This window comes from Plantibacter sp. H53, from assembly GCF_001650455.1.
Classification (GTDB): Bacteria; Actinomycetota; Actinomycetes; order Actinomycetales; family Microbacteriaceae; genus Plantibacter; species Plantibacter flavus_A.
Genome location: NZ_LWCT01000004.1, coordinates 99,895 through 114,565 on the forward strand (window position 1 = coordinate 99,895; position 14,671 = coordinate 114,565).

A 14,671-nucleotide genomic window follows, 5' to 3' on the forward strand; every position below is an offset into this window, starting at 1 on the left:
CTCCAAAGAAAAAGCGCCCCACGATGGAGGCGCGACAGAACGAAACAGGAAAGAGGGTTACGACCAGCTGATGGACAACCCACCAGACGTCGCCGACGACTGCCACTGCAGGTAACCGGAATCCTCAACAGACCCGATACCGAACGCCGTACCATCACGCAGAGCAGCAGCCCACGGCAGAGGGAGAGGTTTCAGGCCAGACCCGCCCGAGACGTTGAACGTGTCCAACGGGTTGGGTGGTGCACCAGTGCGCGACGAATCGCTGTGAAGCGTCAACGTCACGCTCGACAGCCGGTTCCAGTCCTCCTGGACGGTCATCCCGAAACTGTTGATCGTTGCCGTGTTCGGGATCGTGTCCCTGATCTGGAACCCGTACCAGTAGAAACCCCGCCGAGACTCAGACACCCCGAACAGGTTGTCCACCCAACCGCCACGCCACGTCGCCGAATCGGTCGGCAAGAACACCCCAGACCCACCAGACGGCGCAACGCCAGCAGACGGCGGCACCACAGGGATCACACCTGCAGGGTCAGCTGAGATCTGACCGATGACCACACCGTTCGCCGGCCAGTCAACAATCACCCGGTGCCCCAAAGCGGGCGTGTACCCCTGCACGAACGGCAACACGCGCGCCTGTGAATCGTCGGTGGTCACAGCAACCAGCGACCCAACCGGGTCAGCAGTCACCGTCCCCGTCGAAGACTTCGGGATCGGCCCCAAACACACCGGCAACGCGCCCAGATACCCGATCAGCACCCGGTCCGCGGGGAACGGGGCAGAACCAACCATCGGCACCGAAACCTCAGCACCCTTGATGTTCGCCACCACCAACGAATTCACCCAGTCAACCGACATGCACACACCCTGCGTGTACGACGACATGCCCTGACGGGCTGCAGCATTCGCCGCCTCCTGCGTCTCAGCATCCTTCCGAACCAGGTCAGCGAGCGCACTCATCGTGTCTCCGCAGCGATCAGCTCCACCGTCATCGCATCAGTCGGATTCATCGGGAACGTCATCGACGTCACCTCCCCAACCACCTCACGGCCCTGACCCTCATCGACCACCTTGATGTAGTCGCCGAGCTCCAAGTCAGGACGAGGAAGACACGACACCCGCACAGAACGCGACTGACGGCCCGACACTCGAGCGAGAACCGTCTTCGCCGCAGCGTTCACCTTCTCCTGCGTGTCCAACAGCGGAGACGAATACCGGTACGTGCGCCCACCGATCGGCCGGCCAACAGCGATCGGGTTCGACATGTCGGTGATGCGTGCCACAGCAACCAGATCATTGCCGCCCGTCGAGGACGTCACCTGAACCTGGTTGTAGAAGTCCATCGACAACGAATCGTCCAGGTCGATGACACCCTTCACCGTCGCCACCGGTTCCGTTGCCGTCAACCACACGTCAGCGGGCCGGGCAGTCAACGCACCCTGACGGGTCAGGTGAGGAACCCCACCCAACGCTGCCATCAACACCTCAATGGCGTCGATGCGGGACTTGTACGCCACCCCGGCAGGGATCGTCGCATCCGGAAGCGACTGCACGATGGGGTACGGGGACAGCCGGCGGATCTCCTGCCACACCGTATTCCCTGGCTTCGGGGCTTCGGTCTGCAGGAAGTCGTCGGCGATGATCGCCTCGAACCGGTCGCGGAGGGACAGTTCAGCATCCCACCCGATGACCTGAGCCTGCGACGGGTACAGCCGCAGGTACTCGCGCATCGACGGCACCTCGAATATGCGGAACCTCCCCATCGGGATATCCCACGTCTTCGACCCGACCGTCACCGTACGGGTGATCGCCAGTTCCTGACCGAACGGCGCCAGCGGGTCAGTCTTCGCTTTCGGCACCAACGAGTCATTGTCGCGAGCCAGCCGAACCGTCCCACGACCCTGCACCTGCGCGTCACCAGCGAACGTCAACGACCCATCCCACGTCAACGGCACATCAGCTGCCGTCAACGTGGGACCGTAGAACGCATCCGCACGCCAACCCGGTTCGTGGTTCTCCTCCAACGCGGCGAGGAGTTCAGGTTCAAGCTGCAGCACCATTAGTCCCCCGGTGGGTTTCGAAGAGCATCGACATACGTTGAGTACGCGGCGTTGAAGTCCGCGTACGTGGGGAACACCGCCGAGTACGTCCCATACGTCACAACGGGGATGGTGATGTTCAACGGCGACGGGGAAACCTCATCAGCTGAGATGTCCCACACCACCCAACCGCCGCCGTACTGCACGTCCTGAGCGATCTCGTTGACCGTCTCAATGGACACGTACAGCAGCACCGGCAACCTGAGCAGCTTCGGTGCACGCACCAACACCACATCCGCGTCGAGGACTTCCTGATACTTCGCAGCATCCTCAAGCGTCTTCACCTGCGACGACAGTTGCACGTTCTCAAGCAACCCCATCGGCCCAGACAACGCGATCGTCCGGAACCCAACACGGTGCTTCGTCACTTCCCGACGCCGCGTCAACTTCTCCGCGAAATCGGTCCGCAACTCCACCCGAACAGCACGCCCAGGGGCCAGCGGGTCAGAGACCCACGCGTACGACGGATTCTCCGCCAACGTGGCCGTCGCCGTGTTCGTGTACTCCACGAACTCACCATCAACGTAGATCGCCGCCCGGTATGACACCGGAGTGCCGATGGGGGCTTCGTAGTCGATGATCGTGAAGCTGCCGTCAGCGAACGCGTTCAACGCCCCGCGAACAGTGCCCTCGGAGGAATCCCAGAACCGGAACACCGTCACACGCGCGTTCGCCGGCAACCCATCCAGGTCAATGCGGATACGAGGCGACGGGTCAGCGTCAGGCAACGCCGTCACCATCAGCGGACCCATCACCTCGTACAAGCCAGGGATCGGTGACTCCACAAAGTTCGACGTGGAGTACAGTCCCGGCTCAACCAGAATCGCCCCACCTGGGACACCATAGAGACCGTCCTCAGGCATCAGATCCCCGTCCTATAGCCAGACCCTCGAGCCTGCTTCTGTGCCGCGAACGTCATCGTCAGGCCGCTCTCAACCACACCCTCAACGAGCCCGATCAGGTCGCCCTGCGGGGTCATGATTGGTGCGCTGATAGTGATCTGCGGCGTGCCCGACGATGCGTTCATGTACCGGTCCGGGGCGTACATGCCCCCACCCGCGTAACCATCAACTCCGAGCCGGCGACCTGTCTCCTGCCAGATATCCAACGACCGTGCACGTTTCGCCGGAGCGAGCGGGATGTACGCCTCCCCACCTGTCTCCGGTTCAGCCCACACCCGGAACGAACCAGCAGGGGCGATCTGTGCCACATGGTTCTCACGCAGACCACCATTCGCGTAGAAATCGAGAACGCCGCCGTTCGCCTGAGCAACAGTTGCCCGCCCCGCCTGCGATCCACCAGAACTACCACCGAACAACGGCATGCTGTCGATGAGCCTGATGGTTTCTCGGATGGCGTCCTTCACCCGTTCCAAGTTCGCGACCGCAGCATCCGTGCCCGTCAGGGTCACCGACGTCTGCACAGTCGCGGGAGTGGCGATGAGCTTGTCCGCGTATGCCTGGGCAGCCTGCGCTGAATCACCAAGGGCAATGCGGGCGTCGATGATTCGCTGACGCCCAGCGTTCAAAGCACCAGCGATCTCATCGTTCGTGCCACCGACCGACGCAATGGCCGCGGCGTTCTCGTTTGCAGCTCGAGCAGTGTCGAGCATCGCTGACTGCGTCTGCCGGCCAGCCTCAGTCGTCACATCGAGCGACGCCGAACCAGCATCCAGGTTCTCCTTCAGAGAATCAAACGCCTCGTACAGTCCAGCTGTGGATTCCTCGACGTCGAACTGTGCCGAACCGAAGTTGCGGATGTCATCGGACAGGTCATTGACCGCATCCGACGTCTCAACCGCGACACCCTGGATCTGCTCGAGCGACTTCGCGGAATCGTCCGCAGCAGCAGCCTGATCCTTGAAGTTCTCCTTGCCAGTGTTCAGGTCGCTGTTGAGGTCACGGACAGCCTGCGACGCGTTACCGGCACGGATACCAACACCAGTGAAGAACGTTGCCGGGGTGTTGTTGTCGCCGAACTTCTTGAGCACGCTGTCGAGGGCGTCGCCACCCTCAATGACAGCGTCCGTGAGTTCCTTCTGGCTGACACCGGCTTCCTTCGCAGCCTCGTATGCGCCCTTCTCGGCGAGCTTCTTCGACACGAGGTTCCGGGTGTAGTCGGTCAGCGAACCCGTGGACTTGTCGAGGGACGCCTGGAACTCGTTCGACTGTGACGTTGCCTCAGCCTGACGTGCCGCCCAGATCGAGAACGCCACACCGGCTGCAAGCAGCGCACCAGACGCCAACCCCAGCCCGAGAGCTGCACGGCCACCACTGAGGTTCAGGGTTGCCATTGCCGCCTTGAACTCAGCGATCTTCGGGATAGCCACCAGCGCGGCGCCACCGACCAGGCCGATGACCGCGATGACACCACCTAGCGCGAGACCGACACCGAGCACAGGACCGGGCAGGTCACCGATCGCATCCACAACACCGGTCGCGGACTGCACGATCTGACGCAGCGACTCGTTCGCCGCCGACCCAGTACGAATCAGGGCCGTGTCGAACGCTCCACCCAGCGCTTCAACATCACCAGACAGGTTGTCGAGACGCTTCGCTGCCTGCTCGGACGCGTACCCCTGGTCGTTGACTGCAGTCGTCCACTCGTCAATGCCCTCGGCGCCCTCGTTGTAGAGAACGTTCGCGGCACGGACAGCATCGGAACCGAAGATCACCGCGAGGGCAGCGTTGCGCTGTTCCGGCGTCAGAGACTTCAGTGATTCCTTCAGGTTGCCGGCGAACGCAGACAGGCCAACGAACTGACCCTGTGCGTCATACGCCGAAATCCCGAGCTCTTCCATCTTGCTCTTCGCTTCCGCAGACTGCGGTGTGAGGCGCTGCAACATCGACTTGAACGACGTACCCGCATCCGACCCCAACAGGCCCGCAGACGCGAACGCAGCAAGCCCAGCAGTGGTCTCCTCAATTGACAGACCCGTGCCCTCAGCAACCAGGCCAGCCTGGTTCAGTGCTGCGGACAGGTCAGTGACGTCACCCATCGCCTTACCCGCACCAGCAGCCAGCAAGTCAGCCACATGGGCCATGTCCGTACCGCGAAGACCAAACGTCTTCAGGGCCACAGCGGCGATCCCAGCAGCCTCAGCAACACCAAGCCCGCCAGCCGCAGCAAGATCCAAAGCCCCGTCGAGTCCACCGTCGAGGATGTCCTGCGTCGAAACGCCAGCCTTCCCCAACTCCTCAATCGCGTTCGCAGCCTCAGTAGCCGAGAACACCGTCCGAGCACCAGCATCCAGAGCAGCCTCACGCAGCCGATCCATGTTGTCCGCGGACTCATTCGTCGCAGCCTCAACATTCGACATGGCCTGGTCGAACTCCATGAACTTCGACACCGCAATACCCACAGCTACAGCGGCGATCGTCCCGATGGCGAGCATCGACTTGCCAACGGTGTCCAACGCCCTAGCGCGCTCTGCCGACGATGCTGCAGCGTCGCCCACCCGACGGGTGCTATCCGCGGCCTGCTCCATGCCCTGCACATACTCAGCGACCTGAGCGGTGAGGCGTACACGCACGACACGATCGGCCACGATTTCTCCGATCTGTCAGTGTTTAGGTTTGGTTTCGCTCTTCGCGGTGCACCCGGAAGATCAGGCCAGCCATGTCGGCGCCCTCGTACATCTTCCGGTACGCGTCTTCCGCGTTACGTTTCGCCTTCTCGGCGTAATCCACAGTCGGCACAGGATCCGCGTAGAACCGGATCGTGCCCTCCGGGTTGTTCGGGTCGGCATCAGGAGACGTCGTCTCCGGCATCAGGAACCCATGCGGCCCGAGCTGCGACTGGTGAATCTCGTAAGCCAGCAACAACGAACGTTGCTCGTCGTCAAACTCCGGCTCAGGGAACGAAACCGTCCCCACCAGAACACCGTCCTCATAGACGTGCTCCGTAAACGTCGAAGGCTCCCACCCCCAAAGCCGCCGAGGGGCGACTCCGAGACGCGCGGCAAGAGCCACATCAGCTAGGAGCGCGTCGCTGCCCCTGAGGCTTTTACCAGTTCAGCGATACGCTTCTGCGTCGAATACTCGTTGAGCTCCCACACCGCATCACGGATGTCCTGCACTTCCGTGCCAGTCAGCCCCGCAAGTAGGTCGCCCCACTCGTCGACAGGCTTCTGGTTGTGGATCGTCTTCTCTTCGACCTTCAACGTGATCTCTTCACCGTTGTCGATCACACACGCGTATGCGGCACCATCAGCGTCTACGTATCGGACAGCGGCCTCGCAGACGCCGTCGATGTTGTACCCGTACTGGCGGTCAACCGGCGAGTCCAGGCGGGCAGGGTTACGTGACGTCAGCCGCGCCCAGACGTTCCCGGGGATGCGGCGGAACCGCAGCGTGATGAGACCGTTGTCGTCCTTGTACAGGGCGTCGATTTGCTCCTGGATCTCATCGGCCGGCGACTTCGACGCGAGCCGCTTGTCGCTGACGTTCCCAAGCTTCGCCAGTTCCGCCTCGAGCCGTTCACGCTCACCCTGCAAATGGTCATCCAACAACACCTGAACATCCTTGAACGGGCGCGCATTCTTCCGCGCAGCCAACCGCTCCTGAAAAGTCACCACAGTGTTACTCCTTCACCAGATTCACCAGATGAGTTGAGACCTGCGCGGGCGGCTCTGGTGGGACCGCCCGCGCAGGAACCGTTACGCGACAGTCAGCGCGTCGTCCTCCGGGATGCCGGTGACGTAGAACGACTGCGTGATCGTCTGGATCCCGTTCGCAGTCGGGGCGTCCTTGCGCTGCTTACCTGCCTGCACAGGGATCACATCGACCTTCTGGCCGACCGCCCAATCCGTCGCGTTCGGGAGGCTGTACCGGGCCACGATGAACCCAGACGTGCCCTCAACCAGCGCCGGCCGTGCGACCTCAGAGGCGCCGCCGTACACGTACTGCAGCTCGAGCGTCTGCGAGGACGTACCCGGGCGAGACAGCGTGATCTTCAGCGTCAGACGCGGGTCATCGATCGAGTTCTCCGTGATCGCACGGTTGAACCCAGACGGCGTCAGCGAGTACGTCAGAGCCTTCGTGGTCACTGCAGCCAGGACGGCAACAGACTTGGCATTTCCAGACGGCACGAAAGCAATCCGGAGATTGCCATCGGACGCTACTGATGCTTCAGCGGTTTCAAGCGCCATCAGTGATCTCCTTCTTCTTGTGTGCCGCGGACGCGGCCTTACTCACGGGAGGTTTCTCCGTGAAGTCATCGGGCCAACGGTCGAGCCATTCGCGGCTCACTCGGGCCTCATTCCCGTCGTTGTCGTAGACGGTCACGATCTCTGCAGACATGGGATCTCCTTAAACACGAAAACCCCGCACAAGGCGGGGCAAGTAGACAGGTTGGGTCAGGGGCGCCGGGACCAGAACGAGAGCTCGAACCGTGCGTAGAACAACGGCGGCAACACCTTCGAGTCAATGTCGACCGGATCAACCGTCACGCGGATCGGATCACAGTTACGACCCTCAACCACAGGACGCTGACCGATCACCTGAGCAACCAGACGGTCCATCACACTCAGAACACCGAGAGCGTCTACGGCGACACACTGGCCGTCCATCACATACTCGGCATCCGAATCCAACGCCTGATTCTTCGACAACCGGCCATCATCAATCGTCTCCGGGCCAGCCGGCCACAAGATGATGTACGAACCGCGGTACGGATTCCCGTCAGCGTTCAACCGAATCACCTCAGACACAGCCAAAGCCGCGTCCCGTTGAATCATCGACTTCACAGCCAGATAATGCGGCCTACTCGAGGACATCAGCCACCGCCCGCTCTAGACCACGCTGGAAATCATCCTCGTTCTTCCGGGCAGCCTTCTGACCCGACTTCTGCGGACGAGCACCAACACCGTTCGCGTCTTCGAGAAACCCGAGAGAACCCTGACCCCAACGCCCGCCAGGCTTCGGACCAACCTCAGCACCGATCTCGCCGTCAGTGTCCAGCTTCATGTCGTAGTCGACAGAGCCCGCGTAGTACTTCGACTGTCCCCGGTTCTGCCGGCGCGCATCATCACGCCAATCGTCCTTCACATGACGGGCAGTGATCTCCACCGCCTGACGGATCTTCGGAATCGCCTCCTCCGGCGCACCCTCAATCGCAGCCGTCAGATTCAGCACCTCAGAGAAATCGAACTCAATGCTCGCCATGACAACCCCTAGCTGATCTCTTCCACCGGAAACCGATGCGCCGTCGTCTGACCAGCCTGCGGACGCCCAGTCACCCGGAACAGACGATCAACCAGCGTCGGATCCTCCGAAGCAGTAACCTGCACCCGGTCATCCGTTCGCACTGTTGGAGCCGCGCCAAACGGCACATGCACCTCAGGGGACTGCAGGGCGATCAACTGGGTGCCCTGGTCGCGGTCCTGCACGTTCAGCGTGCGGTACTTGATCCGCGCCACCGTCGTGGCGACCGTCTCGCGAACCTCAACAACCTCGAGCGTTTCAGGGTCCGTCGTCACCTCACCGGTCACCCGGGAGAACACCACCGTTTCCTTCATCCGCGACTCAGCCTGCCCCCGAAGGAACGGCAGCGTCGCGTCGATGTCCTGCCCGAGGCTCACGGCTCGCCGCCCTCATAGATGGGTGTGCCCGCGATGTCCACCCCGCACGAACAGTAGAGCGCACCGAACATCGACGCACACCACGGAAGATGCACGTTCGCGAACCCGAGCATGTCAACCGAGAACGCACCAGATACCGCATCGGACAGACCTAGGAAGTCCCACCATCCATCGACGGTGACTCGTCCTTTGCCCGACTGGAACGTCTTCGACGTGGAACCGTCATCCACAGACACGGTTACCTGCGTCGCATCGTCAGGCTTCTTCACATGCGATACGACAGCCTCACGTACGGCGTAGTCAACCTTCGCCTCACTCAGCTCCCGAGGCGGCGTGAACGACGTCCTACGGTCCTCGATGAGCATCTCCGCGTCGGCGATCCACATCTCCCACTGCTGCTCAGTGACTGAGCCAGGTTCGGGGGCGGCCTGCCCAAGAGCAACCGCAATCATGCTGGGAGTCACAGCCATAACCGCCCCCTTTCCCCAGTTAGGACTCGTCGGACTTCTTCGGACGACCAGGACCACGCTTCACCGGCGTCTCCGCTGGCTCCCACTCGGACCCAAGCCGTGCGGCTTTCTCCTCAGGAACACTCACGACAGCACCTGTCGTGACGTTCTTCAGACGAACCACGATCAGACGAGGTCGTGGATCTTGGCGAACGCGTTGAGGTCAGCGATACCCCAGCCGTACACGACCTCAGCGCGGAACGCGACTTGGTTGTTGCGCTTGAGGTCACCGCCACCATCCGGGTCGCCGTACTTGATCAGCTCGAGGCCGATCGACTTCTGGATGCCCCAACGAATGGCAGAGAAGTCACCGACGAAGCCGAGAACCTTCGTGTCCACCGCGAGGACACCAGTGCCGCGAACCGTGTTCGACACGGAAGCGCGGTGGCCGTCAAGCTCGCTGGTCTCGATACCGAGGCGGAAGTTCGGGTACAGCTTCTGCTCCGAGTTGATCCCGCGCAGCGAAGAGAACTTCGCAGCGTACGTCGGGTCGAGCGCGATGTCGCGGGGCACGAAGCCATCCGCGAGAACCAGACTGTCGGCCGCGTCGAGGCTGACGTACGGCTTATCCGCAGCCGCGTACTCGACGAGGTTGGTGGTGTCCGTGATGCCGCCGTTCATGGCAGCAACGACAGCGCCGCCAGTCGGGTTGATCTCGTGGAACACGCCGAAGTCGAGCGCACGAGAGAGCGCCGGCTGGATGAGTGCGAGGATCTCGTCCACGACCTCGAGCTGACGGTCCTCATCAGCCCACAGAACCTCTTCGTTGAAACGAAGCGTCTTGTGGAACTTGAAGGGCTTGACTGCCTTCGTGGTCGAGGTGACCGTCGAAGCGCCCTTCTGCGCGCCTTCAGCGACGTACTCGGCCTCACCGATGTCGAACGTCCACGACTCGCCCTCGCCGAAGGTCATCGGGGTCTGTGCCGAGAGTGTGGCAACGGTGGAGCCGTACTGGATCTTGCCCAGCCACGGGTCGAGCTTCTGCTTTGGGATCGAGAGCGATCCAGTTGCGAGTGCAACCATGATTGTGCCTTTCGGTTAGTCGGCAGCGCCGAACAAGCCCTTCGTGAACTCACGAAGATCCTTGGTCGGTCCACCAGTCGTGTCAGTCGCACCCTCCTTGGGTGCAACATTGCCTTGCTTCTTCCGGTCTGCTTCTCGATCAGCGAGACGCTTCGCCTGCGCCGTCAGAGTTGCCTCATCCGTACCGGTCAAGAACAGGTCGCGATCTTCCACGCTCAGGCCATACTTCGCGGCCACATCGCTGCGCAGAGCACGCGCTTCAGCCGCCGAATACTTGCCCTCAAGCTCAGCAAGCTTCTCCTCGACGGTCTTCGCGCCCTCTGCCTTCACCTTCAGGTCTTCGTAGTCCGCATACTTCGCTTGGACGCGTGCTACGCGGTCCTTCACAATGCGGTCAACGTCAGCCTGTGTGAGCGACTGTTCCTGCTGCCCACCCCCCTCAGCGCCTGTCTCAGCGCCGCTTGAGGTTGCTTCGTTCTCGGGCATTCCGGTTCTCCGTTTCTGTCCCGTCGGACATCAGACCGGCCTTGAAACGCGGCCGTAGCGCTCTCCCCAATTCGGGGAAGTCTTAGTAGAAGGAGTCGAGGTACTCACGGAGCGCAGCACGCTGCTCCGGGCTTCTTGAGCGACGCGATGCCCGGTACTGGACAACGGACGCCTCAACTCCTGTGTCATTGGTCGTGAAGACTGGCTGGGCGACACAGTGACAATTGGTATGGGCAGCGAACCGGGCCGTATCTGCCTTGTACACAGCGCCACGGTCGGCGAGCATGCGGCAGAACTTGCACCCGCCGGCCGTGACCCGGCGCCAACCCACCGCATCCGGGTCCTGACGACGGTTCGTGGTGATGGTGTCCCGATACGGTCGAGCCGTCTCGAGTTGCACAACCTCAGCCAGTCGTCCGTCAGCAGAGTCACCTGAGTCGTCGAACCACGGTGCGGTCGACCAAGCGATAGCGCGACGGATCTTCACGGTCCGGTCAAGTACCACAGCCTCGGCAGCAAACCGTGACCGAACTTCCGCGAGCTCGCGCTCCTCCTCGTAGAAGTCCGCAGCCAAAGCCGCCGATCCCTCCGAGTAGTACGCAATCAGCTCAGGCACACCGTCGAGCAACGCTGCGCGGCGCACCTCGGGCGACCCCGAAACACGGTTCGCGAGCTCCGTCGCATACGCGACAGCCTCAGCCGTAACCAGTTGCAGAGCCGCACGAGACTCACGCGCCGACATCCGACTGCACCGGAGGCTTAGCCGGCTGCAGGGCAGCTAGCACAGCACGCCCCGAAGCCTTCCGTTTGTCAGCCATCGCCCTCTTGATCTGCTGCTCATCAAGCCCGAGCAGCTCGAGACCAACCTCGGTCTCAGCAAGCCACGGCACGGCGCCGATCTGCTTCGCACCAGCGTCAGCAGCAGCGGAACGGGACAGGTACAACGGCGAACGCCACTTCGTATCAATCGAAGCCCAACTCTCGGGCACACTCGACTCGCCATTCTGGATAGCCAACGCCGTAGTGACACTGCGCCGGATCGAAATGGACCAATCGTCCATCGCCCCCTCGGCCTCAGCAATCAAGTTGTCGCGACCCGCGATGTACGAACCCTCACTCGTCGGGTTCGCCATATCACTCAGCGCGAAGTCCGCATCGGGCAGATCCGTCTCGCGCGCAGCCAACTTCGCGAGCGCGTTCAGGTCTGCGAGGTGCGGTTCGGGAGACTCGGCTGAGAACTGCTTCACATCAGCCCGCGGATTCGTGGCCTCTTCATCGTCCGGGATGCCAAACGCGCGCCCCAAAGCAACCTGCCAGGACGTCTTCGATGTCCCGTCAGCGTTCTTGAAGATCCCCTCATCGGCACCCAACATGATGAGCTTCGGGATCGTGTAGATGTCCATGTGCGCCTCAAGACGCACCAGAGCACGCAAAGCCGAATCCTGATGCGACATCAACGGTCGACTGATCCTGCTCTTGCCCATCCGTCGAGACGAACGAGGACGGTACACAAGAGGCTCAGCCGGAACCCCGAACGAATGCGCGGACCGTGACACCTCCCACTTGCCATCAACCACGTCAGCAACGATCGTCAGCCCGTCCAAATACAGAACGAAACCGTCAATCTTGTTGTCCTTGCGACTCGTCACCGAAAGCAGGTTTTGCAGCCGACGAGTACGAACATTCCACTCACCGGTCGCGCTCAGAGCATCGCGCGCGTGCACCAAAGCTGCGGGCTCTCCTTCGGCGCCCCGCGTCGTCACCAAGTAGGAGACACCGTGGATCAGCGAATCGGTCCGAGCCTGCGCGATCTCAGACAGCAGGAAGTTGCTGTCCTCGAGCGCCGACATACCAAGCTGATCCAGGTCACCATCAGTCCAAACGAACTTGTCCAGGTTGCACCGACGAGCAAGCCCGTCAACACCCTTCGCCGCCCAACCGAGCGCGATACCAATCTGCGCATACTGCGGCGGAATGACACCACCAATGCTCGTGATCGCCCGCTTGCCGTCGTAATACGCCGAACGCAACTCATTCCGGCGCCGCTTCGACTCAAGCTGCTCCGCAAGCGTGTTCAGCGTCCCATTCTCGTCCTCAGTCAGCCCCGGGACAGTGATCTTCTCGTACGTCAAAGCATCACCGCCGTCCTCGAAGTAGTGCGCCGCGTAGGACGCTTCACGTTGTCATTCTGAGCACCCCAAAGGGCAAGAGTTTCCGCGACGATCGGACTGATGTTCGACATGGCATCCTTACGGTTCCAAGCCCACGAGCCAGCAAGAGGACGCTTCGTCGCAACCGACAGGGCCACATTCACCTGCGGCTGATCCGTGTGGAACACCGAACCATCCAAAATGCCGTCATAGAACTTGGAGCAAGCGATCGCCATGTCCTTGCCCTCCCTCGCAGCCAACGTCACCAAGACGTCAGTGCCGATCAGGTAATGACGACCGCGCCGCTCCTCCACAAGCCCAGACAGCTCATCGGCAACAACCGCATGGAGACGGTTCCGAGACGCGCGCTCGACGACATACGGGATAGCCCAATCGACGCCCTTGCGCTCCTCGTACAACTCCACATGCCAACGACCGTCGGCACGCAGGCCGGCGAGCGAAACGGCCGCATACCCGCGGCCCGGGGGAACCTCAACCGAGATCGTCAGACGATCGATGGCCATAGACGATGCATCTGCCTGATTCGCCCACGACACCTCGTCGATGACCTGCGCAGAGCTGACTGCATCCCAGATGCCCAGAGCCTCGCGCTTGAACGAGTCCTCGTTCGTGAGGTTCTCCCGCATCCGCTCCATCGACTCGACCGGAGTGCGGTGAGGGAACGACGGGTTCGCTTTGACCCACTGCTTTCGGTCGTCCGGGTCGGCATCAGGATCCGCCGACATTTCGACGTAGACCATGTTCTTGGACTTGCCGTCCAACGCCTTCGCTCGACGGTTCGTGAACTCCTCGCCAGGGTCAGTCGGGCGAGGCGGGGTGCCCATGAAGAACAGTAGGGCGCCGGCCTCCTGGCGGGACTGGTTCGTCGCCGCCACCATGTCCTCGAGCGCTTTCTCCGTGAGAATCTGCGCCTCGTCGAACACCTCAATGTCAACCTCATCGAAACCACGGCCGAAACCCTGCTCACGAGCGCCGAACATGATCACAGAACCATTACGGAACCGGATCTCCTGCTCACCGTTCGTGTTGCGAGGCTCAAGCATGAACGGCTTGATCTTCCGCTTAGACGTCATGCCCTTCAACGACGAGAACGTCTTTGTAGCCGTCTTCGTCCGGTGCGCCGACCACAGCACCGTCATGCCCGGAAACAGGATGCACAGGGCAATCACGATCATGCCAACGAAGAACGTCTTGCCTACTTGTCGAGGAATGCTCAGAACAACACCGCCGACAGTCGCCGCGTACTTGCCGTCCTTGCGCTTCCCTAAAGCGATCGTGCCCAAGCCGTGCTGCCACGAATCGAACTCAACGCCCATCTTCGAGCACTGATCCACAACCCGCGGCCACGCCGTCGTCACAATCCCCTCAGGCATCACAACATGACGGGCAACCTCAGATAGCTTGAGCGTCGAAGGCGCTGTCGGTGACTTCGCTACCATTCTTCGACTCCTCGACACGCTGACGCTTCAACGATTCGATCTCCTTCGAGATCTCCATCTGCCGCCGCGTCAACGAAGCAAGATCACGAGCAGGAGTCGACTCATCCTGAACAGCACGACCAATCCGACGATGCGTGGCCTCGAGCTCAGCCATCCGATCGCCGGCCTCGATCGCCTCAAGAACCGTCATGATCAGCTTCGGAGGAGCAGTCTCACCCTCGGAGACAGCACGCAACTTCGCAGCCATTTTTGCCTCCATTTGGGTGGAAAAAGTTGGGGGAGAGATTGCGGCAATACCCGGAGGATTTTCTGAAGGGTCGCCCCGGGGCCTCCCCCGTGGGGTCTGGGCTGCCTCGAGGCGAGCTCA

At 61.7% G+C, this 14,671-nt stretch carries 18 protein-coding genes; all 18 read right to left on the reverse strand.

Translation table 11 applies throughout. The annotated features are described in order from the left end of the window. Positions 1 to 57: 57 nt before the first annotated feature. Positions 58 to 957 (reverse strand): hypothetical protein, encoded by a 900-nt coding sequence (locus tag A4X17_RS03835; RefSeq protein WP_064294343.1) that lies wholly within the window; start codon positions 955 to 957, stop codon positions 58 to 60. Continuing rightward, positions 954 to 2,057: a hypothetical protein gene (locus tag A4X17_RS03840; protein WP_064294344.1), complete on the reverse strand. Its 1,104-nt coding sequence runs from the start codon at positions 2,055 to 2,057 to the stop codon at positions 954 to 956. Before A4X17_RS03840 ends, A4X17_RS03835 begins: the two co-directional genes overlap by 4 nt. Next, positions 2,057 to 2,959, reverse strand: a complete 903-nt coding sequence (locus tag A4X17_RS03845; protein ID WP_064294345.1) for a hypothetical protein — start codon at positions 2,957 to 2,959, stop codon at positions 2,057 to 2,059. The genes A4X17_RS03840 and A4X17_RS03845 overlap by 1 nt, the downstream gene beginning before the upstream one ends. Continuing rightward, positions 2,959 to 5,643, reverse strand: coding sequence for a phage tail tape measure protein (locus A4X17_RS03850; RefSeq protein ID WP_157583308.1), 2,685 nt, complete (start codon positions 5,641 to 5,643; stop codon positions 2,959 to 2,961). The genes A4X17_RS03845 and A4X17_RS03850 overlap by 1 nt, the downstream gene beginning before the upstream one ends. A gap of 22 nt (positions 5,644 to 5,665) precedes the next feature. After that, entirely contained in the window at positions 5,666 to 5,971 is a 306-nt protein-coding gene (locus A4X17_RS03855; RefSeq protein WP_064294347.1) for a hypothetical protein, read from the reverse strand. A gap of 101 nt (positions 5,972 to 6,072) precedes the next feature. Beyond that, the gene (locus tag A4X17_RS03860; protein ID WP_064294348.1) at positions 6,073 to 6,672 is read right to left on the reverse strand and encodes a hypothetical protein; all 600 of its coding nucleotides are present in this window, start codon (positions 6,670 to 6,672) and stop codon (positions 6,073 to 6,075) included. An 81-nt stretch (positions 6,673 to 6,753) separates the two neighbouring features. Further along, on the reverse strand, positions 6,754 to 7,245 hold the full coding sequence (locus tag A4X17_RS03865) for a hypothetical protein (protein ID WP_157583310.1): 492 nt from the start codon (positions 7,243 to 7,245) through the stop codon (positions 6,754 to 6,756). Continuing rightward, positions 7,235 to 7,396 (reverse strand): hypothetical protein, encoded by a 162-nt coding sequence (locus A4X17_RS19125; protein ID WP_157583312.1) that lies wholly within the window; start codon positions 7,394 to 7,396, stop codon positions 7,235 to 7,237. The genes A4X17_RS03865 and A4X17_RS19125 overlap by 11 nt, the downstream gene beginning before the upstream one ends. A gap of 56 nt (positions 7,397 to 7,452) precedes the next feature. Beyond that, positions 7,453 to 7,842: a hypothetical protein gene (locus A4X17_RS03870; RefSeq protein ID WP_157583315.1), complete on the reverse strand. Its 390-nt coding sequence runs from the start codon at positions 7,840 to 7,842 to the stop codon at positions 7,453 to 7,455. Positions 7,843 to 7,858: 16 nt separating this feature from the next. Beyond that, positions 7,859 to 8,260 carry a hypothetical protein gene (locus tag A4X17_RS03875; protein WP_064294351.1) on the reverse strand — a complete coding sequence of 134 codons (402 nt, stop codon included), beginning with the start codon at positions 8,258 to 8,260 and terminating at the stop codon, positions 7,859 to 7,861. A gap of 8 nt (positions 8,261 to 8,268) precedes the next feature. Next, positions 8,269 to 8,676: a DUF6093 family protein gene (locus A4X17_RS03880; protein ID WP_064294352.1), complete on the reverse strand. Its 408-nt coding sequence runs from the start codon at positions 8,674 to 8,676 to the stop codon at positions 8,269 to 8,271. Beyond that, the gene (locus A4X17_RS03885; RefSeq protein WP_064294353.1) at positions 8,673 to 9,146 is read right to left on the reverse strand and encodes a hypothetical protein; all 474 of its coding nucleotides are present in this window, start codon (positions 9,144 to 9,146) and stop codon (positions 8,673 to 8,675) included. The genes A4X17_RS03880 and A4X17_RS03885 overlap by 4 nt, the downstream gene beginning before the upstream one ends. 165 nt (positions 9,147 to 9,311) lie before the next feature. Then, positions 9,312 to 10,208, reverse strand: a complete 897-nt coding sequence (locus tag A4X17_RS03890) for a phage major capsid protein (RefSeq protein ID WP_064294354.1) — start codon at positions 10,206 to 10,208, stop codon at positions 9,312 to 9,314. Between the two features lie 15 nt (positions 10,209 to 10,223). Then, positions 10,224 to 10,694, reverse strand: coding sequence for a hypothetical protein (locus tag A4X17_RS03895; protein ID WP_064294355.1), 471 nt, complete (start codon positions 10,692 to 10,694; stop codon positions 10,224 to 10,226). An 82-nt stretch (positions 10,695 to 10,776) separates the two neighbouring features. Next, the gene (locus tag A4X17_RS03900) at positions 10,777 to 11,436 is read right to left on the reverse strand and encodes a hypothetical protein (protein WP_064294356.1); all 660 of its coding nucleotides are present in this window, start codon (positions 11,434 to 11,436) and stop codon (positions 10,777 to 10,779) included. Then, the gene (locus A4X17_RS03905; protein WP_064294357.1) at positions 11,423 to 12,826 is read right to left on the reverse strand and encodes a phage portal protein; all 1,404 of its coding nucleotides are present in this window, start codon (positions 12,824 to 12,826) and stop codon (positions 11,423 to 11,425) included. Before A4X17_RS03905 ends, A4X17_RS03900 begins: the two co-directional genes overlap by 14 nt. Next, positions 12,823 to 14,304 (reverse strand): terminase large subunit domain-containing protein, encoded by a 1,482-nt coding sequence (locus A4X17_RS03910; RefSeq protein ID WP_197479010.1) that lies wholly within the window; start codon positions 14,302 to 14,304, stop codon positions 12,823 to 12,825. The genes A4X17_RS03905 and A4X17_RS03910 overlap by 4 nt, the downstream gene beginning before the upstream one ends. Continuing rightward, a complete protein-coding gene (locus A4X17_RS03915; RefSeq protein ID WP_197479011.1) occupies positions 14,258 to 14,551 on the reverse strand; it encodes a hypothetical protein in 294 nt (97 codons plus the stop codon). The genes A4X17_RS03910 and A4X17_RS03915 overlap by 47 nt, the downstream gene beginning before the upstream one ends. Between the last annotated feature and the right edge of the window lie 120 nt (positions 14,552 to 14,671).